Source organism: Bariatricus massiliensis, from assembly GCF_900086725.1.
GTDB lineage: Bacteria > Bacillota > Clostridia > Lachnospirales > Lachnospiraceae > Allocoprococcus > Allocoprococcus massiliensis.
In genome coordinates, this window is sequence record NZ_LT574838.1 from 1,360,210 (window position 1) to 1,379,848 (window position 19,639).

At 46.1% G+C, this 19,639-nt stretch carries 16 protein-coding genes; 1 reads left to right on the forward strand and 15 read right to left on the reverse strand.

Annotated features, from left to right (window positions below; genetic code table 11):
* Positions 1-8: 8 nt before the first annotated feature.
* The 3 genes from BN6465_RS18080 to BN6465_RS18090 all read right to left on the reverse strand — a co-directional run bounded on the left by BN6465_RS18080 (position 9) and on the right by BN6465_RS18090 (position 3,815).
* Positions 9-1,502, reverse strand: a complete 1,494-nt coding sequence (locus BN6465_RS18080) for a sugar ABC transporter ATP-binding protein (protein ID WP_066737833.1) — start codon at positions 1,500-1,502, stop codon at positions 9-11.
* Between the two features lie 215 nt (positions 1,503-1,717).
* Positions 1,718-2,671: a carbohydrate kinase family protein gene (locus BN6465_RS18085; RefSeq protein WP_066737834.1), complete on the reverse strand. Its 954-nt coding sequence runs from the start codon at positions 2,669-2,671 to the stop codon at positions 1,718-1,720.
* A 19-nt stretch (positions 2,672-2,690) separates the two neighbouring features.
* Positions 2,691-3,815 carry an ROK family transcriptional regulator gene (locus BN6465_RS18090; protein ID WP_066737835.1) on the reverse strand — a complete coding sequence of 375 codons (1,125 nt, stop codon included), beginning with the start codon at positions 3,813-3,815 and terminating at the stop codon, positions 2,691-2,693.
* 168 nt (positions 3,816-3,983) lie between these two features.
* Between BN6465_RS18090 and BN6465_RS18095 the strand changes: the two genes are divergently transcribed.
* Complete coding sequence (locus BN6465_RS18095) at positions 3,984-5,021, forward strand: NAD(P)-dependent alcohol dehydrogenase (protein WP_066737836.1); 1,038 nt, start codon at positions 3,984-3,986, stop codon at positions 5,019-5,021.
* Between the two features lie 72 nt (positions 5,022-5,093).
* Here BN6465_RS18095 and dhaL read toward each other — a convergent pair whose 3' ends face one another.
* From dhaL to BN6465_RS18155, 12 genes are all read right to left on the reverse strand, one after another.
* Positions 5,094-5,735, reverse strand: a complete 642-nt coding sequence (gene dhaL / locus BN6465_RS18100) for a dihydroxyacetone kinase subunit DhaL (RefSeq protein ID WP_066737837.1) — start codon at positions 5,733-5,735, stop codon at positions 5,094-5,096.
* Between the two features lie 16 nt (positions 5,736-5,751).
* Positions 5,752-6,747, reverse strand: coding sequence for a dihydroxyacetone kinase subunit DhaK (locus BN6465_RS18105; protein ID WP_066737839.1), 996 nt, complete (start codon positions 6,745-6,747; stop codon positions 5,752-5,754).
* Between the two features lie 26 nt (positions 6,748-6,773).
* Positions 6,774-7,766 carry an aldo/keto reductase gene (locus BN6465_RS18110; RefSeq protein WP_066737841.1) on the reverse strand — a complete coding sequence of 331 codons (993 nt, stop codon included), beginning with the start codon at positions 7,764-7,766 and terminating at the stop codon, positions 6,774-6,776.
* Positions 7,767-7,798: 32 nt separating this feature from the next.
* On the reverse strand, positions 7,799-8,758 hold the full coding sequence (locus BN6465_RS18115) for an ABC transporter permease (protein ID WP_066737843.1): 960 nt from the start codon (positions 8,756-8,758) through the stop codon (positions 7,799-7,801).
* Between the two features lie 23 nt (positions 8,759-8,781).
* Entirely contained in the window at positions 8,782-10,260 is a 1,479-nt protein-coding gene (locus tag BN6465_RS18120; protein ID WP_066737845.1) for a sugar ABC transporter ATP-binding protein, read from the reverse strand.
* A 105-nt stretch (positions 10,261-10,365) separates the two neighbouring features.
* Entirely contained in the window at positions 10,366-11,514 is a 1,149-nt protein-coding gene (locus BN6465_RS18125) for a substrate-binding domain-containing protein (protein ID WP_199882861.1), read from the reverse strand.
* A 79-nt stretch (positions 11,515-11,593) separates the two neighbouring features.
* A complete protein-coding gene (locus BN6465_RS18130) occupies positions 11,594-13,009 on the reverse strand; it encodes an L-fucose/L-arabinose isomerase family protein (RefSeq protein ID WP_066737849.1) in 1,416 nt (471 codons plus the stop codon).
* A 210-nt stretch (positions 13,010-13,219) separates the two neighbouring features.
* Complete coding sequence (locus tag BN6465_RS18135; protein WP_066737851.1) at positions 13,220-14,002, reverse strand: IclR family transcriptional regulator; 783 nt, start codon at positions 14,000-14,002, stop codon at positions 13,220-13,222.
* Positions 14,003-14,127: 125 nt separating this feature from the next.
* Entirely contained in the window at positions 14,128-15,807 is a 1,680-nt protein-coding gene (locus BN6465_RS18140) for a putative ABC transporter permease subunit (protein WP_066737853.1), read from the reverse strand.
* Complete coding sequence (locus BN6465_RS18145; RefSeq protein ID WP_066737855.1) at positions 15,791-16,525, reverse strand: ABC transporter ATP-binding protein; 735 nt, start codon at positions 16,523-16,525, stop codon at positions 15,791-15,793. Before BN6465_RS18145 ends, BN6465_RS18140 begins: the two co-directional genes overlap by 17 nt.
* A gap of 53 nt (positions 16,526-16,578) precedes the next feature.
* Positions 16,579-16,884 carry a hypothetical protein gene (locus tag BN6465_RS18150; protein ID WP_066737857.1) on the reverse strand — a complete coding sequence of 102 codons (306 nt, stop codon included), beginning with the start codon at positions 16,882-16,884 and terminating at the stop codon, positions 16,579-16,581.
* Between the two features lie 130 nt (positions 16,885-17,014).
* Positions 17,015-19,522: a LuxR C-terminal-related transcriptional regulator gene (locus BN6465_RS18155; protein ID WP_066737859.1), complete on the reverse strand. Its 2,508-nt coding sequence runs from the start codon at positions 19,520-19,522 to the stop codon at positions 17,015-17,017.
* Positions 19,523-19,639 lie beyond the last annotated feature (117 nt).

The window sequence follows — 19,639 nt, forward strand, 5'->3', positions numbered from 1 at the left end:
CTCCTGTTCTACGATACCGCAAAGCTCATGATCCGCTCCTGCGTAAATAATTCTCTCTCCTCTAGGCATCCGGAAATCTTTCCTTCCCGCATGACATATATGCGGTCACACATTCCTATGAGCTCCGGAAGCTCGGAAGATATCATGATAATGCCTTTTCCGCTCTCCGCCAGAATGTTCATAAGCTCATAAATTTCCTTCTTGGCCCCCACATCGATTCCTCTTGTTGGTTCATCCATGATGATTACCTGTCCAGAATCACAGAGCATCCATTTGGCCAGAATCACTTTCTGCTGATTCCCTCCTGACAGATTCATGATTGGCGTTTCCATCGAAGGTGCTTTTACTCTGACTTTTCCAAATACTTCCGCTACTTCTTCCCGTTCTTTTTTCTTATGGCTCCATCCTTTATAAAAATACTTTTTCAGTGTTGCAAGGGCTGCATTTTCCAACACGCTTCTCACCGGAATAATACCGAACCTTCTCCTATCTTCCGTGACCATGGTGACGCCTTGCTCGATAGCACTGCGGATGTTCTTAACTTGAATCTGCTTTCCATTCAAAAAAATTTGTCCGGAATTATATTTTTCCATCCCGAAGACCGTATTCATCACCTCAGTCCGTCCGGCTCCCACCAGTCCTGCAAACCCGACAATTTCGCCCCTCCTCACATGGAAACTAATATCCTCAAACACGTTATCTTTCGCAAGCTTCTCCACACGCAGAAGCTCTTCGCCTATTTCTATAGACACCTTTGGATATTGGTTCTCCAGCTTCCGCCCGACCATCAATTCAATAATCTCGTCCACATTTGTCTCGTCCTTATCTAAGGTCGTAATCGTCTTCCCATCCCGGAGCACCGTGATTTCATCGGCAATTCTAAATATCTCATCCATCTTATGGGAAATATAGATAATGCTCATCCCCCTGTCTCTCAAGTCTTTGATTTTTTGAATCAAGAACTCAACCTCCTGATTAGAAATAGAGGATGTAGGTTCATCCATAATTAAAATCTCTGCATTAAAAGAAATTGCCTTCAATATTTCTAACATCTGAATGTTGGATACACTCATATTCCTGAGCATCGTGTCTGGCGCATAGTCCAGCCCTTCCTTTTCTAAAAGCGCCTCCGTCTCTCTTCGAATCCTTTTCCAGTCCATCTTTAATGGATTTTTTTTATGCCACCGGCCCAGAAACAGATTCTCCTCAAGCGTCATATCCGGCACAAATGATAATTCTTGAAAGACCATGGATATCTTATACTTCCGGGCATCCGCCGGAGAAGCAATATGTACTTTTTCTCCGTCAATGATAATCTCTCCCGCATCCGGATGGTACAGGCCATACAGCACCTTCATCAAGGTAGACTTGCCCGCGCCGTTTTCTCCACAGAGAACATGGACGCTGCCCTTTTTTAGCTGAAAGCTCACATCATCCAATGCTTTCACTCCCGGAAAGGATTTGGAGACATGGCGCAGCTCCATTTTGATTGTCTCTCCCACGTGTATTCCTCCCTCCCACTTTTGTTTTATGTATTTTGTACTAATATCACAAATTTTATTTTTAGTATTTGTCGCTTTGTACTAGTTGTTTTTTATTATATCCTATTTTTTATTAATGTCAATATTTTTTATAAATTTATTTTGTAAAATTACTTTTTAAAATATAAAAGGAGCCGGAAGGGGGAAACCCTTCCGACTCCTCGTGCCTTATTCATTCAAATTTCATTCTTTTTAAGAAACTCCAGTATTTGCTCTTCCCCCGTCACTCCCAGATGACCGCCATAGCTCATGGCATTAACTGCCCCAGTGGCGCAGGCGAAAGTCACACACTTTTTATGACTCCAGCCTTTTAGCAGTCCGTGTATAAATCCTGCCACAAAATTATCACCACATCCGGTGGTATCGAGAGCCTTTACCGGAAATGCACCTATCTGAAATGTCTCGTCCGCGTCTTGGTAATATGCACCTTTACTTCCACATTTTATCACCACGTGTCTGGCCCCTTTTTCTAAAAAGAATTGAGCCATTGCCGGAAGCTCACTCTGGCCGGTCACATACTCAGCCTCCTCATAACTCGGCAGGAGGTAATCAATGTCTTTGTACAAATCATGGAAGGCATCCGGCCCCAGCGATTTGATGTCCGTGTTCAAATCCGCCACCGTCACAGCCCCGCACGCTTTGGCTTTTCTGAACACCAGCCGGATTCCTTCGCCGTCCATCTCCCCCAGCGAATAAAGGCTTGCCGCGCTGACTACCTTAGTCCTCTCAAACACGGAAAAATCGATGTCTTCCGGCTCAAGACCATAATTTTGGGACGGCCCCACAAGAAAATAATGCTCACCATCCGGCTGAATCGCCACCACCACCGAGGGGACACGGCAATCCTCCCTGCGTACCAGAAGGGAAGTATTGATATGTTGTTCGATATCCTCGAGTATCATATTCCCCACCGGAGAACAATCAAGCCTTGCCAACAGAGAGGCCCTGTCCCCCAGCTTGGCTAAAGTCACGCTTTCATTAACCGCATCCCCTCCCGAAGTAAAGATAAGCTCCTCGGCACAGGTCGCGTTCTGAAAAAACTTTTCTGTATTCAGCTCCAAATTAGTCATCACAATATCCTGTGTCACCTGACCAATACAGATGACATCGAACTCCTTTTGCTTGTCCATCTCTAATTCCTCCTCATCGTTATACACTTTTAATGAACTCTTCAATGTAAGAAAGCGCCGCCCCCAGCGCTGCCGCTTCAAATTCGCAAGTACACGCCCGCACATATCCACCATCAGTCGCAAACGTGCAGCGTTCACTGACAAGCTGCCGAATTTCCCCGATATACCGCTTTAAGTATGTACCCATATAACCACCGAGCACGACCTGACAGTCCAGACACATATTGACATCATTGATTAAAATAGAGAGGTTCCGCAAGTATTCTTTGAGAAGCGCCTCATATTCTTGGTTTCCTACATCCAGCTCTCTGAAAAATGTTTCTAAGTTATTGTCTGTATGTCCGGAGAGGAACAAGGCCGAACAATAAATCTCGGCACACCCTTGTTTTCCGCATGAACATCTTCTGCCGCCGGGCTCAATCGTAATATGGCCAAACTCGGCACTCCGGTTGTTTCTTCCCGCATAGGGGACTCCATCGACCAATATAGCGCCCCCTACTGTATTACTTAGAAGCAGATATGCTATTGTCTCATTCTCATAGTCATTGCGCCAGAACTCCGCAATCCCCGCGCAGCTGGCATCATTGAACATATGGCAGGGGAAGGAAAAATATTTTTCAAAAATCTCACAAAAATTGGCCGGCAAGGGAAGCGTGGCCGCGTTGATAATCTCTTTCTTGTCAAAGGATACGATTCCCGGTACCGAGATGCCCAGACCGAGTATCTGTGCGGGATTAATGTGATTCTGCCGGACAAATGCCTCAACATTGTCCCTCAGGGCAATATAACTGGCCTCATTTGCCCCGACGGTAAATTTCTTTCTCACATGATCAATAATACTGCCGTTCAAATCTGCAAGCACCAATGAAATGTGATGAGGCGTAATGTCCAGTCCCATAGCTACCCGATAATTGGGAACAATGGAGATTGCTCTGGCCTTTCTCCCTATCTGGGAATCAAAGGTTCCATTTTCCGAAATCAGCCCCTCCTCTTTCAATGAATTGAGATTCTGCGTCGTGGTCGGCAGACTCAAATTCAGCTCCGCCGCTATCTCCTGTTTTGAAATCCTCTGCCTGGAAGCTATCAGGCGGAATACTCTGTTTCTGTTATATTGTTTTACTGACTGCCTGTTTTCCTGCGTCATACCCAAACCTCACTATTAGTAAATTTTCTGACTTAGTCTATGCTTATCATATAACATATTTCTAATTTTGGCAATTAATTTGCTTGACTTTTTGTCTGATATGCAATAATATATAAACACATTAGATAAAACACTTTTATAAAATATATTTTCATAAAGGAGGATACAATGATGAAAGCTGCATACCTAAAAGAGAAAATGAACATAATTATCCGGGATGACCGTCCTCTTCCGGAGCCTGACGACAGTCAAGTCCTGATTAAAATGGAATTTTGCGGTGTCTGTGGTTCAGACGTGCATTTTTACAGAGAGGGAAAGGTTGGCGATACCCCAGCTCCCAAAGACTTTATTCTTGGGCATGAAGCAGCCGGCACCATTATAAAGGCCGGGAAAAATGTAAGCGGGCTGAATCCGGGTGACCGGGTAGCCCTTGAACCCGGTTATACTTGCGGGAAATGTGAATTCTGTAAAACGGGCCGCTATAATTTATGCCCCGATGTCCAGTTCTTTGCCGCGCCGCCGGTCTCCGGGGCGCTTCAGGAATATGTGGTACATCCGGCAGATATGTGTTTCAAACTGCCGGACAACGTCAGCACAGAGGAAGGGGCCCTTGTGGAACCTCTGGCCGTAGGTATGCATGCGGCGGCACAGGCCGGTGTCACGCTTGGCAGCAGTGTCCTCATTCTTGGCGGAGGATGCATCGGCCTCGTCACCCTTTTGGCAGCAAAAGCCCGGGGAGCTTCCAATATTGTTGTTGTGGATTTGTTCCAGAAACGTCTTGATATGGCAAAGGAAATGGGAGCCACCGCTGTCATCAACGCAGAAAGCGAAGACGTGGCCGCCCGTGTAAAAGAAGTGTTTGGAGACTTGGGCGCGGACATCGTATTCGAAACGGCCGGAGCCATCTCTACCATCCAGCAGACTCCCTACTACGTCAAACCGGGGGGAACGGTCTGTCTTGTCGGTATGGCCGCAGAAAGTATGGTGAACTACAATTTTAACCAGATCATGATGAAAGAAGTCACGATTAAATCTGTTTTCCGCTACCGCAATCTTTACCCCGCTGCCATCGCCGCCATTGCAAGTGGGGCAGTCAATGTAGAGCAGATTGTCACCCACCGTTTTAAATTTGAAGACAGTGACTTAGCGTTTCACACTGCCGTAGTCCATGCCAAGGATGAAATAAAAGAAGTCATAGAATTCTAATTCCCACACACAGAATGGGGAAAGCCTTCGGGGTCATATCCCCCATGCTTTCCCCATTTTCTTGTTCACAAATTATCTAAGCATTTCTATCATTCCGTCCGCCATGGCACACAGTATGATACAGCAGGATGTAGCCCCTGCATCCAGCACTCCACGGGAACGCTCTCCCAGACGGCTGGAACGGCCAAATTTGGCCACCATATCTTTCGTAGAGTCTCTGCCCGCCTCAGCAGCCGCTTTCATAGCGCTCAGGGCATCCGCAAAGCCGATGCCCTCGGATGCCGACTTTTTCAGTGATTCTACCGCCGGGGCAAGGGTATCTACCAGCGTCTTATCACCGACCTTAGCCTCCACGATTTCACACAGACCGTTAAGCCCGGCTTCCAGCATAGCGGCAAGCTGCCCTACTTGTATTTCCTCGAACTCCTCACCGGCCTCCGCCATATCCATAAAAATAGTACCGTAAATCGGCCCCATAGAACCGCCAATTTCATTTAAGAGAATCATGCCTAGTTCATCCAGCCCTTCGCTGAAGGTAAATTCTTCGTCTTGAAACCGCTCCTCGAACACGCTGAACCCTTTGTTCATATTCATGCCGTGGTCGCCGTCACCGATCAGGCCGTCCACTTCGCCCAGATAAGCTTTGTTCTCCTGAATTGCCTTTACAATCTTTAAAAGTACTGGTTTTCCGTCTGCATTATAAAATGTATTCATTCTTCCTTCTTCCTTCCTAAAACTGCTTTAGTCCCATGCTGTTGACCGGCAAATCAATCAGCTCCTTCAGCTCATCATCCAACTTCATAACAGTGAGGGTAGCCCCCATCATTTCCAGAGAGGTAAAATAATTCCCTACATAAGCTTTATAGGTTTTGATTCCCTTCTCCGCAAGGATTTTGTCAATCTCATCATAGAGCACATACAGTTCCATAACCGGAGTCGCCCCCAGACCGGACACAAGAACAACCACCTCGTCTCCGGATTCAAACGGGTAATCCGGTACCACGATTTCTACCATACGCTTTGCCATCTCCGCTGCGGTCTCCAGCGGGCAGACCTCTATTCCGGGTTCTCCGTGGTGCCCGATACCCACTTCCATGGTACCGTCCTTAATCTCAAAATTAGGATGCCCTACCGCCGGCAGTGTGCAAGGTGTGAGACCGATTCCAACGCTCCGTGTATGGTCGATTGCCTTCTGTGCAGCCGCGATTACTTCGTCCAGACTTCCTCCCAGCGCGGCCTTTGCGCCGCCGGCCTTCCACATCAGGACTTCTCCCGCTACGCCCCGCCGTTTTTCTCTCTGGTCCTTCGGCGCAGACGCTACATCATCGTTGGCCACCACCGTTTTCACCGTGAGGCCCTGTTTTTTCGCCATTTTCACAGCCATTTTCACATTCATGTTGTCCCCGGAATAGTTTCCGTAGAGACAGGCCACACCTTTTCCGCCGTCTGCCGCCTTGAAAGCGTCCAGAAAAGCCGCCGCAGTCGGGGAAGAACAGATTTCTCCTACCGCGACCGCATCGCACAGATTCTTGCCGCAGTATCCGACAAAGGCGGGCTTGTGCCCGGAACCGCCTCCAGTCACCACCCCTACTTTTCCTTCCGGGATATTTTTAGCCTTTACCACTCTGGGGTTGTCTGTCTTCTCCACGATATCACTGTGAGTCTTCAAAAACCCCTTCAGCATCTCATCCACAATATGATCCGGGTCGTTCAAAATTCTCTGCATTTTTATGTCCTCCTGTTATGTTAATACTAGTCCTCTCTGTATGGCGGTGTCAAGAATTCTTTCCCAACCTGTACCGGTACATGTTTTGCCACGATGGCCTCCATCTCAAGACACTGCTCCGGTGTCAGCGACCATCCCAGTACTCCCGGAATGTCATCCAGCTGGGCAGGATTTCTGGCTCCCCAAAGAGCGCAGGAAACTCCCTTGTCCAGCACCCAGCGCACCGCAAGCTCTGATACCGTCTTGCCAAATTGTTTTGCGTACTCCTTCAACTCATCCACCGCCGCAATATGATTGGCAAAGTTCTCACCCTGAAATTTAGGATCCGTCTCGTTTCTCATATCTCCCTCACGGAACTTCATGCCCACATAATATTTGCCGGAGAGCATGCCACGGCAGAGTGAACTGTAAGAGAGTACATTGATGTCATTTTCCAGACAATAAGGTATCTGATCTTCAAACAGTTTGTTCTCCAAAATATTGTAGGACGGCTGCAGTGTGTGAATCGGCGCAGTCTTCCGCCACTCGTCCATCTGCGCATTGGACATATTGGATACACCGATTGCCCGTATTTTCCCTTCTTTAATCAGCTCCATCATCGTTCCCGCAGTCTCCGCAAAGGGCACTTTGATATCCGCCCAGTGAATCTGGTACAAATCGATGTGGTCCGTGCGAAGCCGTTTTAGGCTCAGCTCTACTTCTCTGCGTATCGTCTCCGGACGGCAGTCGCGGTAAACATTGCCCTCTGCGTCCCAGCTCAGTCCACATTTAGTAGCCAGAACCGCCTTGTTCCTGTATCCGCCCTCAGAGAGTGCTTTCCCCACGACCTCCTCGGAATGGCCCTGCCCGTATACCGGGGCAGTATCAACTACCGTGATGCCCATGTCAAGCGCTTTTCTTATTGTCTGCACTGCCTCCTCAACGTTCGTGTCGCCCCAGTCTCCGCCGCCGATTGCCCAAGTACCGAGACCTACTCTTGATAGCTCCAGACCATCCACCTGTGTTTTTTTGTACTCCATACCAAAACCTCCTTTGATATCTAATAAATTATTTACTTAGTTTCCGTTTTCTTTTTTCTGTCAATGCTGATGAACACAGCCAATACAAGTACAAATCCTTTTACAATACTCTGCAGATATGGGGAAAGCCCCATCATGTTCATGCCATTGCTGAGAATCTGGATGATAAACGCTCCCAGAATCGTTCCTCCGATGCCGCCCACGCCGCCGGACAGCGGTGTCCCGCCGACTACGACCGCCGCGATTACATCCAGCTCAAATCCTTCGCCCAATGTAGCTGTGGCCGCAAGCACACGCGCGCTCTGCAGCAGCCCGGCTATACCGAACATGACTCCGGCGAACACGTACACAAGGATTTTCGTCTTTACGACCTTAATTCCGGCCAGCGCCGCTACACGTTCTCCGCCGCCTACCGCTCTGGCTTCTTTTCCAAATGGAGTTTTTTCAAGAATAATATAAGAAATAATTACAATTATCACCATGAAAAATGCCGTGTTTGGAATATTAAAAAAAGCTCTTCCTGCAAAAACTTTCAGAAACTTCTGGTCCTTGATTTGAATGGGCACTCCCTGTGTCAGAATCAAAACTACGCCCCGCAGCGCGGTCAGAGTTCCCATCGTAGTGATAAAGGACGGAACACGTCCCACCGCGAATACGATTCCGTTGATAAGTCCGCACAGGCCGCCGGCAATGATTGCAAAAACAAAGGCAAAAATGCCAAACCGCGGCACGGTCAGCGCGGTCACAACAGCGGAAAAAGCCAAGACTGAGCCCACCGACAAGTCAATGGAGCCCGTCATAATGACGAAAGTAGCTCCCATCGCCGATACAAGCAGTGTCACGACTTGAACCAAAATAACTGTAAAGTTATTCCATGAAAAAAAGCGGTTGTTCATGAATCCGAACACAACGCACATTACAACAAGAAATATAATGGGAAAATAATCGCGGAACGCTTTCCCCTTCATCCGCTCCTTTAAATTTAGCTTCATAGTCTTCTCCTCCTCATTGTCCCTTACAACATGTAAGTAATCATACTTTCTTCCGTAGGAACTTCATCAAATTCATACATTTTACTCATTTCACCCCGCCTGAGAATCATAGTGCGGTCACAGAGCCCGATCAATTCTCCCAAGTCTTCGCTCAGCATAATAATTGCCATGCCCTCTTTTGCCAGATTACTGATAACTGTATAAATCTCCAATCTCGCTCCCACATCAATTCCACGTGTTGGATTATTAAGCAGAAGAATTCTGGGATTTGTGGCAAGACATTTTGCAATCACAACCTTCTGCATATTTCCGCCGCTCAATGAATCACAGGGCATTTCGCCAGAGTTGGTCTTGATAGTCACTTTTTCTATCATTTCGTCGGCTGTCTTTTTTTCTTTTACTCTGTCTATAAAGATACCCTTTCTCTTCATTGCTCCCATGTTGATATTATCTTTTATAGAAAAGGTCGTAATCAGACCTTCCAATGTCCTCTCTCCCGGCAGCAGGGAAAATCCTGCCTTCATGGCGTCGTGAGGATTTTTATGTAAATACTCTTTATTCTTAACCCAGATTTTTCCGGCAGTCTCTTTTTCATCGCCGAAAAGTATGCTCAAAAACTCGTCTCCTCCGGAGCCCTTCAGGCCTCCTACTCCTAGTATCTCGCCTTCGTGCAGTTCGAAGGTGATGTCCTTCAGATTATCCCCGGCAGACAACCCTTCCACCTTCAATACGATTTCGCCGGAAAGACTCTTCTTCTTTTCCGGATAAATCGTAGATAGTTTTCTTCCAACCATTAGCTGCTGGATTTCTTCCTGTGTCACTTCACTGATAACTTTATCCGTGACCCATTTTCCGTCCTTCATGATTGTGGCAGTATCCGCAATCTCAAAAATCTCATTCATATGGTGCGTAACGACACCGATTGCCATCCCCCGCTCCTTGAGCCTCTTTACAATATGAAGGAATGCTTTTACTTCATTGTAATTGAGGAATGCAGTTGATTCATCAAAGAAAATAACTTTGGGATCATAGGCAAGCCCTCTTGCCACTTCTATTGTCTTCCACTGTCCGAGATTCAGCGTCTGTATGGGATCTGTGGCCTTAAAGTCAACTCCTATTTCATCCAAAATCTTCTGAGCAGCGGCGTTTAATTTTTTTCGGTTTATTAGTCCTGCCGGGTTTCTGAATTCCCGAAGACGGTTGATATAAATATTCTCCGCAATACTTAAAAACGGATTGATGGTCGTTTCCTGAAATACATAAGCCACACCGGACATAGCCGCCTCTACATAACTGCTCGGTTCAAATGGCTGCCCGTCCAAGAGCACCTCTCCCTCATCTTTTTTGTGGATACCCGATACAATTTTCAATAGAGTGGATTTCCCGGCGCCGTTCTCGCCTACAATGGCTCTGATCTCTCCGGAGCGAAATGTCACACTTACATTGTCAACGGCAACTGTAGGGCCAAATCGTTTGCTTACATTTTTAACGGTAAAATTCACTTGCTTCACTCCTATCCTCAATTTCAGAAAAGGGATTGATGTGCATTCCGTGAAGAATGCACATATCATCCCTTTCTAAAATCTTGCTCTGCTTAAATTTTAATCTTAGTATGTAATTGCCGGCGGCTCCGGTGAAGCATCCGGATTGTAAGTACGTGAATACTCTTCCGCGTCATATGGAGGCAGGAAGTCAACGAATACAGATAAGAAATCATCTACATCGTCTTGGAATACCGGAATCGGTGTAAGCTTAACATTCCGGTCAGCCGGAAGGTCGAAACCATTTAAGTAATCGTACATCATAGTCACTGCAAATGCGCCCTGCAGCCAATGTCCACCTACGTCAAACAGCATCTTTCCGTCTTTTACGCTCATTACGTTCTCTTCATTTAAGTCCATGCAGACAATCTTGATATCTTCGCCTGGCACGTAGCCCAGTGACTGAACCGCTGCCAAAACGCCTGTACCTGTTCCGCCGTTGGCTGCCCAGATACCTTTGATGTCAGGATTTCCCTGCAGGAGAGACTCGGTAACTTCTTGAGATTTATCACGGACGAAATCTCCTGTGACCTCACCAGCGATCGTAATCTTTTCGCCTTTGCCGGTGTACTCTTTGTAAGCCTTCTCAAAACCGGCCCTTCTGTCAACCGCAACAGTAGAACCTGCTGTTCCGTTCACAACGCCCACAACTTTTTCGCCGTCTGCGTTTGCTTCCATACCGTCAAACAACGCACAAGCCATCTGATATCCTGACTCTTCGTCGGATGGCCCTATGAATGCCAGATAATTGTCGTATCCCTGCTCACCCGGCGCAATTTCCGGAATATAAGCATCGATTACGATAACCGGTATATCCGCTGCTTTTGCAGTTTCCAGACATTTTGGCCCCATGTCGAAGTAGGCAACAAAAATCAGGCCGTCAATGCCTGAGTTACAGGCAGTCTCAATGTACTCCGCACACTTGTCTGAACTGTCTTCACAGTTATAAGTTGTGATCTTGACCCCCAGTTGATCCGCAACCTGCTCAGAGAGCGTCAGACAGTTATTCCAGAATTCATGTCCCAGTGACGGTAAAATCATACCAAAATGTAAATCCTCTTTGGCAGGGCTTCCGTCCTTTTGAAGTTTTTCCTTACCGGAACTTGTCGTTTCCTTTTTCTCCGGTTTTGTCTCCTCTTTCTTGTCACCGCACCCAGCTGTCAGACCGACAACCATCATGGCGCATAGCAACACTGCCATCAGTTTCTTTTTCATTTCATTTCCTCCTTTTTGGTGGTCACCCACTTTTTTTATCTGCATCCGGCCGGAATACAAATTCATCACAAAGCAGTATTTATTCTTCCCCCAGCATCTCCACGTCGATATTCAACATTTTACAAATCATCTTCAACTCTTCCACATGATTTCCGTACACGGCATGGCAGTGGTTGGCGTCAAACTTATCCAAAAATATCTCATGGTCAAATGGGAGTTTTGCGAAAACGTGCGGCCATTCTTTTGTCGTCTCCGCCTCTTTCTCCTTCGGCATCTCCACGAACTCTGTGGGGATGATAGTCATACGGTATTTGCCTTCATACCTGTTGAGTCTAGCAATCGTGGCCGTCCCCGGCTTTGTCTGCAGGTTCACATGACATCCGCCGCCCGCATAAATCTCCAGACATGGATATAAGGTTGTCTTGGCAAGGTTCGCTTTATAATCGTCTGTTCCAGTAACGTAATATGTAGATTGAGAACCGCAGTTGCAGAAAATCATCACATCATTTTCCGCGTCATAATGGCGGATATCCATAAAGATTACCGGATCATTGGTGAGAAGCTTCAATATCTGCATAGTGAGCGCCGCGTCAGAGTCGGCTTCACAGGCACACACACATGGCTCCTTCGGCCCGTCCCAGTCATAAGGGTCGTTCATAAACGCAGCACTGAGACACTCGGTACAATAATGACGGCTCATTTCATAGTGGCATTTGACGCCGATAAAGTCATATCCGTTTTCTTTTACGATCGCTTTTGTAGCCTCATAATGGCGAATCTGCTCTTTCAGTTTCTCCTCCGTCAGGCGGTCGCCGTCATACTCAATCGCCCCCACATTCTCACTCAGCCAACGGAATGCCTTCTCCACCTGCTCGTCGTCCACCTCCGCAGCTTTTCTCACAATCTCTGACTGATCCATATGATCCACGTCCACTCCAAACTGTCTCTCCCAGTCCTGCATACTGACTGTGGAACTGTACATGCCAAGGCTTCGTCCGCCTAGAAGTCCATACTTCTGACCGTTCAAAGAGGATACGACCTTGGCGCACTTCCCGAACTCTGTAATCTTGCCCAGTACTGCCGGGTCACGGAAGTCCCCTGCGGCACGGAAATGTTCAATTCCCAGATGGTGCAGCGCTCCTCCGGCTGCCAGCATGGCTACCATGCCCGGCCAATCCGGATTCAAGTTCGCCGCGAGAAGGAAAGGCCCCTTTCCGTTTTTCGCCGCTATGGCAGAAAAATTAGGGAACGCGAATACTCCATAAGAAAAGATTGTTCCGTCCACACCTTTTGCTTTCAGCTTCTCCGCCTCTTCTTTCGCCGCTTCTGCTGTATCTACCAGCCGGTCCGCAACGATGACATCCACCGTTCCATCTTTCTTTAATTCTTCCTCAATGACATCCACCTGAGCCTGTACGATATCCTTTAACTGCTCATGTACTTCTGGATCTCCGTCCGAAAATCCAATCAGTCCTAAAATTGGTTTTCTCACCATTGTTTTGTTCCTCCTTTTCATGCTCCTTCGGGTTGACCACATTTCATATATGAAATTGCTATTTCTTATTTGAAATTCTATGCTTTTATCCTATCACATCGTCCGTCAATTTGCAATATTATTGTGTATTTTTCCGTCTTTTTATGTGCGTTTTGACAGTTGTGCACAAAAAAACAGAGTGATTTTACATCACTCTGCCGAAAATAATTTCTAGTTTTCCTTCTGCTGTCCATTCACTTTTTCAGATATAGCTTTCCCCGTACCTATCACAAGCCTTTTCAACCTCTCGAAATTTACCGGGTCTTTATAATCATCAATACTTCCTGTAATGCCCACAGCACCGACGCATTCGCCGTCAGAACCAAAGACCGGAGCAGCAATACATCCGATTCCCCAGTTGAACTCCTCATTATCCATGCCGTAGCCCCGCTCTTTTGTCTTTCTCAGCTCCTCCAGCATGTCTGCTTTATCTACAATTGTCCGCTCTGTTTTACGCTCAAGCACTGCCCCCTTCAAAAATACTTCCTGCGTCTCTACCGGCATCTCAGCCAGAATGCATTTCGCGCCGGCACTTGTATTGATTGCCATAGATGTGTAGAGATGGGCTATAAAATTAACCGGAGCAGCGGACAATACCTGCTCTATGTAGATGAACTCATTACCTCTGCGCACCGCAAACTGCGCTGTCTGGTTCGTCTCTTTGGATAGCTTTTCCATAAATGGCTTTACAATATTTCCAATCGTATACTTATCCGCGTAGGAAGCCGACAACTGCGAAATCTTGTGCCCCAACACATATTTAGGCGGCCGCTCACTGACCTGCATCACATATCCTCTGGCCACCAGATTCTTGATGATGCGGAACAGCGAGGCAGACGGGATGCCCAAATCTTCTGTCAATGCCTTCAAAGTCTTGGCAGACGTGCTTCCGGCCAAATATTCCATTACATCTAGCGCTCTCTCCACTGCGGGAACCGTCACTGTATCTTTCATACTTCTTTCCCTTCCTATTTCCATTCACAGAAACAGTTTATCATACAAGTGTTTGATTTGCCAGATTTTTATGTCCATTGTCTTAATATGTCGAATTCTTTCAACCTTGTATCCACCGGCAGAAATCATTCTAATTTTTGCAAACGCCTTTCCCCATACAAATAAAAGACTTGGTCGATTAGAACGGCTACAGCCAACAAGATACCGCACACAGCACTCATAAAAATCCACGGTCTGCATGTCAGAGCTTTGACTCGCCCGCTTATTCCGAAAACCAGAATACATTCAAGTACAATCCCTATGAGAAAAAGTACAAATCCAATTCGCCCGCTGTGGGCAACCTGCTCTTCCCCTTCCCATGACAAATTGGGGTTGAGTAATCCGTATATCATTTCCAAATCCACAATGATATACAGAAGAAGTAGATTGAATATCAATATGGGGATTACAGACCACCAGGGAAGTCCTTTCAAAATAATCAACAAAACTATACCGATTAACATATAACCGCCGCTTCCTATCCAGCAGACCACAAGAGCCGCATTACGCTTAGCCTTCAACTGCTTTTTTAAGGAAACCGGGATTTGCTTCATGGCTAAAAAGCTTTTCCCCTCTCTGGAAATGGACGTCACAGCAATTCCATTGAGACTTGCCACAAAGCTCGTGACGGCAAATACGATACAAAACAGAAGAAAGATATAGTAGGCTGTCGATTCCGAGCCAAGTAACAACTTCTCAATGCTCAATGCCTCGCTCTTTTCCGCCTCGGAAAAGAAGAACGGTAGAACTAAAATCAACGGCCACCCCAAAGTAAGGAACAGACAGCTCATATAATAGGCCGGAGTACGCAATACTGTGCGTAATTCTTTTCTAGTATAACTCCGCACAATGCCGACATGCTGGTTCTCCTTCCGCAGCTGCCTTTCGCTCATCTTTTTATGTGAAGCCGATGTCTCCTGCAGGCCGACTGCTCCGGAAAGATATAAACATCCGGCAATAAGACGAAACACAAGCATCGCAGCAGCAACAACGATGCAGAGCCACAATATAGATAACATATCCTGCTTAATCATGACGCGGAGCAGAAACGGAATATCAGGAAATATCATATTCAAACGCTTAAGCGTCTCCGCAAGATGCTCCACAACCGCTTCTATATCAGTTAACTTCATACCACCCGTAACATTTCTTATAACATTATAGAAACCTGTCAGCAAAAACAGCCCGATGGCTCCCAACGCCGTCGTACGTTCTTTATTTTTGGCACGCCCCAAGAAACGCATTACAATCATTGCGACCAGCGCAGAATAAACAAGCGGAACCAGTGGTACTAAAAGAACAGCCAAAACCATTCCGACCCAATAACCTGCCGGGGCTTTGGCCGCATAACCGAATCCAGCCAATACTGGAAACAGTACCGTCAGACTGATTCCATATTCATACAACGCCGCTACAATAAACTTTGCGCCTGTAATCTGCCCCGCTGTAAAGGGCATGACCAACAGACTGTTCAGATTAGAAGACAGATAGAAACTATTAATGCAGGCCGCAATCCCCGTACCGGATATCACTATGGATACTACAAAAAGGAGGAAGCCAAGGATGCTTCCACCCCCATCTATTCCGCCGAACACTCTTTGTATAAAAACCCCTCCCCGGAACAGGTAGTAAAGGACTGGTAAAAGGCATAACAGTAACAATAGATTCGCCAACGTTCTGCCGTTTATTTTCTTTTTATCATCCGCCCCTCCCGAACCCAGACCACATTTCAGCAGGACAGATACCAATTTAATTGTCTTTTCCATCGCCAGTAAGCTCCAAGAATATCATTTCAAGACCCATGTCTTTCGGGTACTGTAGTTTCAGTTCATCCAAAGTGCCCATAAACTTAATTTCCCCTTTACGGATAATCACAACATTGTCGCACAGCTTTTCCGCTACCTCCAGTACATGTGTAGAAAAAAGAACGGATTTCCCGCTTGCCGCATGTTCTTTCATCATTTGCTTAAGCTCATACGAAGCCTGCGGATCAAGTCCTGTCATGGGTTCGTCCAATATCCACACTGACGGACTGTGAATCAATGCCCCCATGATCATTATTTTCTGACGCATACCGTGGGAATAGCTCAGTATTTTATCGCCCAACGATTGTTCAATGCCAAAGCGTTTGGAATAAGCGTCAATAAATTCATTCCTTTTATCGGATGGAACATTATATATATCCGCCATGAAGTTTAGATATTCTATACCTTTCAGCCTCAAAAAATTGTCCGGCGTATCGGAAACATATCCAAACTGTTCCTTTGCTTTCAATGGACTCTTTACAATATCTATATTATTAATCAGTATTGCGCCAGAATCCGGCTTCAGAACACCAGTAATCATCTTGAGCGTTGTGGTCTTGCCTGCCCCGTTTGGCCCTATAAAACCAGTGATTTTTCCATCCGGTACATTCCAGACAGCGTCAGCGACCGCCGTCTTTTCTTTTCCGTATCTTTTTGTTACATGGTTGATTTCTATCATGCTGTACCTCTCTCTTAATCGCCGGCGTTATGCTGGCAGCGTAAAGAATCCATTTACTTCTTAACTAATACCTTTACTACAATTATGATGTTGCCCACGATGCATAGGGCAGTAGCCACAAGAAGCGCAACCACAATCCATCCATTGATCTTATCCTCGCCAAGAAGACGGAGTGAATAGACCGTCCCCAAGGCACACGCTCCCAGCAAAAATATCATAATACCCGCCGGTCTGGGATACTTTTTCAACGACTCTTCCGTATACTTTTCCTTTCTAAGCAGCAACGGCTTATTGGTTATTATCATAATAACTCCCATAATCATAATTAATGCCATAAAAATCTGATCCATTCCAAGCATATAGCCCCTCCCTTTTCTCTCTCCGCCGAACAACAGCATATTTTGTTGTATTTTAATATATTTTATCGAATAGCGCATCGGTAACGTGAGGGTATTTTACCAAAAAACTGAACTGTCCTTTTCTATATGTTCAATCTTCATCTACAATATGAAGCCGCCGCATTTTCAAAATTGCCTCATCCATAGTAGAAACGTCTAATTTATTGTATATAAGCTCTATATGGGAGCGCACTGTTGAAAACTGAATCCCCATTTCCTCCGCAATTTTGCGGTAGCTGTATCCCTTGCACATCAATTCCGCCACCCTCTTCTGTTTCTGTGTGAATTGAACACCCTCTCTACTCTCCTGCCTGCAAAGCCCACCGCCGCTTTCGGCTTTTTCGGCAACTTTAATATACAGCCTTCTCACAAATTCATCCAGAAGGACACCGTCATAGTCCCCGCGCATCGACCAGTTCTTCAGAGTGGATAACATATTTTTCAATTCGCCTCCCTCGTTGACAAAGACCTGCTCATAGCCAAGACGCTGCGCTTCCGCTATGGCTTCCGTCAAATATGCCAGCGCTTTTTCACGATTCCTGCGTTTCTTGTTCCAAAAAGAAACAGCCAGTAATATCTTTGCTTCCATAACATCCGTCCGCCGCTTTAAGACTGTACACATCTCCAGAATCTTTTCTAACAGTATAATGGCATGATTAAATTCTTTTAGCGCCATGTATGCTCTTGCCGTGGTGAAATGACGGTAAAGCCCAAAAAAATCCAGCTCTCCATAGACGTCCGTTCCTCTGGATTCTAGCCATTCTTTGGCCACATCCGCCTCGCCCCTTTCTAGACGGCCACTGCAAATAAGCGCGTCAAAATTAGATTGAAGATAGAATGCTCCGTCCTCCTCAATCATTTTTTCGATATTCTTATGGATAACATTCTCCTGTTCCGACTGTCCAAGGGCCCGAACAACTTCCAGCAGCAGGGACAGTACGCAGAATTTAGATTCTGGCGCGAATTGCTTCTGCATTTTAGAAACTGCAAGCAGCGCATGCTCCTGTGCCCTCTGTAAATCCCCCATTTCATAATACAGTCCTCCGGAGGCACAAGCTGTAAGCATACCGGACTCTTCTCCCAAAAGCGGGCCTAGCGTCTTCTCCAGTTCTCCTACCCTCTCATTGATATCTCCAGGAAGAAGCTCCGAAAAATCCCGATACGCTTTATGGTAAAAAGGAAAACATAAGGTTGCCGAACCACGCACACCCTGAAACTCACAGCATATCTGGGCTTTGGCAGCCCATTTTGCAATATCGGTCAACGAGACCCGATAATCCATGGCGTACAAGAAAAATATATTGTGCGAGAGCTCCGGATTACGCTCCACAATCTGAGGATAGTTTTTGTAATATTGATCTGCGTACTCTATAAATTTTTCCAGCCTTCCTTCATTGCGGGCAGTAAAAGCCAGCATAAAATACAGGAAAGGATACCGTTTTGGAATCTCCGTATCAAGCATGCTGCGAACCGCACGCATCACCTGCTCCGTGTCAAATTCAGAGCGGGCTACCTTCTCCAGCAAATCAAAGCATTCGGCTATCTGTTCATAATCCTTGATAGAAGAAAATTTTACTACCGCATGATAAAAGTCATTTTGCTCCAGATACCATCTCCCCGCCGCCCTAATTTGACTATCACGGTATTCCTGCGGCTTTTTGTAAAACTTACTTTTTAAAAAATTCTGAAAAAGCTTGTGAAAATGATAGGTTCCTCCTCGCTGCTTAGACAGGAACACCCCACCATCCACCAGCTGTTCCAACAGTTTACGGCTGTCTGTACGCCCAGTCATAGCATTGCACAACCCTTCTGTGAGCTCATCCTCTATACATACAGCTATCATAAATTCTCTTAAATGTTCATCCCACATTTCCCAAATCTGTGTATCCAAAAATTCTTCCAGCCAATCTTTTGCGCAAGCCTCTGTCGGTATCTTCTCCATAAGCAGCAGCGCATTGATTCCGATAGGCCATCCTTCCGTGTAAACACAGATTTCCTCCGCCTGCTTCTCCGTGATAGTAAGCTTCCTGCTTTTATATAATAAATAAATTTCCGAACTGTTAAACAGCAGCTGTTTCCCGGGAATGAACGTAATACTGTTTCTCAATATCAGCCCTCCAAACGATGAAGGGATATCCGCTCTGCTTAAAAGGCATATTCTGATACCCTGCGGAAGCCGCAAAAGAAAATCTGCCAACAATTTCTGAAGAGAATACTCCGTTATATAATGTAAATCATCAATTACCAAACGTCCCTTGCTTCCCTTCGGTATAGCCGCGGCCGCTTTCATTAGAAACTCTGTCGGGGCTTTGCTAAAATCCGGACCAGCTATGTATGTCAATGCCTTGGCAGGTGGCCCCTCCGTCCACATCTCCTCCAGCGCTCCCGCCAGTTTACCACAAATATCGGCCACTGTATTATCATATTCATCCAGCGCTACAAAAGCATTTGCCTCTTTTTTCACCTGCATCCACTGATTAGCAAACACCGTTTTTCCATATCCAGCCGGTGCCTGTATATATAATATCCGATTATCAGCGTCCGTCTCAGCCAGCTCTGTCAGTCTATTACGCTGAAGAATTGTATTCAATACTTCCATTTTTATCCTCCGTAAAATCCAAAACTTTATCGCATTGCAAAATAAGTATAACATTATCTTCACATATTTGTCTAATCACCCCCACATTACCGATGTTTTTTCATTTTGAAAGTATTA

Bases quoted from the DNA above. Each gene is read 5' to 3' on its own strand.
- BN6465_RS18085 (WP_066737834.1), bottom strand. From the start codon at position 2,671: ATGGACAAGCAAAAGGAGTTCGATGTCATCTGTATTGGTCAGGTGACA.
- BN6465_RS18090 (WP_066737835.1), bottom strand. From the start codon at position 3,815: ATGACGCAGGAAAACAGGCAGTCAGTAAAACAATATAACAGAAACAGA.
- BN6465_RS18095 (WP_066737836.1), top strand. From the start codon at position 3,984: ATGATGAAAGCTGCATACCTAAAAGAGAAAATGAACATAATTATCCGG.
- dhaL (WP_066737837.1), bottom strand. From the start codon at position 5,735: ATGAATACATTTTATAATGCAGACGGAAAACCAGTACTTTTAAAGATT.
- BN6465_RS18105 (WP_066737839.1), bottom strand. From the start codon at position 6,747: ATGCAGAGAATTTTGAACGACCCGGATCATATTGTGGATGAGATGCTG.
- BN6465_RS18110 (WP_066737841.1), bottom strand. From the start codon at position 7,766: ATGGAGTACAAAAAAACACAGGTGGATGGTCTGGAGCTATCAAGAGTA.
- BN6465_RS18115 (WP_066737843.1), bottom strand. From the start codon at position 8,758: ATGAAGCTAAATTTAAAGGAGCGGATGAAGGGGAAAGCGTTCCGCGAT.
- BN6465_RS18125 (WP_199882861.1), bottom strand. From the start codon at position 11,514: ATGAAAAAGAAACTGATGGCAGTGTTGCTATGCGCCATGATGGTTGTC.
- BN6465_RS18130 (WP_066737849.1), bottom strand. From the start codon at position 13,009: ATGGTGAGAAAACCAATTTTAGGACTGATTGGATTTTCGGACGGAGAT.
- BN6465_RS18135 (WP_066737851.1), bottom strand. From the start codon at position 14,002: ATGAAAGATACAGTGACGGTTCCCGCAGTGGAGAGAGCGCTAGATGTA.
- BN6465_RS18140 (WP_066737853.1), bottom strand. From the start codon at position 15,807: ATGGAAAAGACAATTAAATTGGTATCTGTCCTGCTGAAATGTGGTCTG.
- BN6465_RS18145 (WP_066737855.1), bottom strand. From the start codon at position 16,525: ATGATAGAAATCAACCATGTAACAAAAAGATACGGAAAAGAAAAGACG.
- BN6465_RS18150 (WP_066737857.1), bottom strand. From the start codon at position 16,884: ATGCTTGGAATGGATCAGATTTTTATGGCATTAATTATGATTATGGGA.
- BN6465_RS18155 (WP_066737859.1), bottom strand. From the start codon at position 19,522: ATGGAAGTATTGAATACAATTCTTCAGCGTAATAGACTGACAGAGCTG.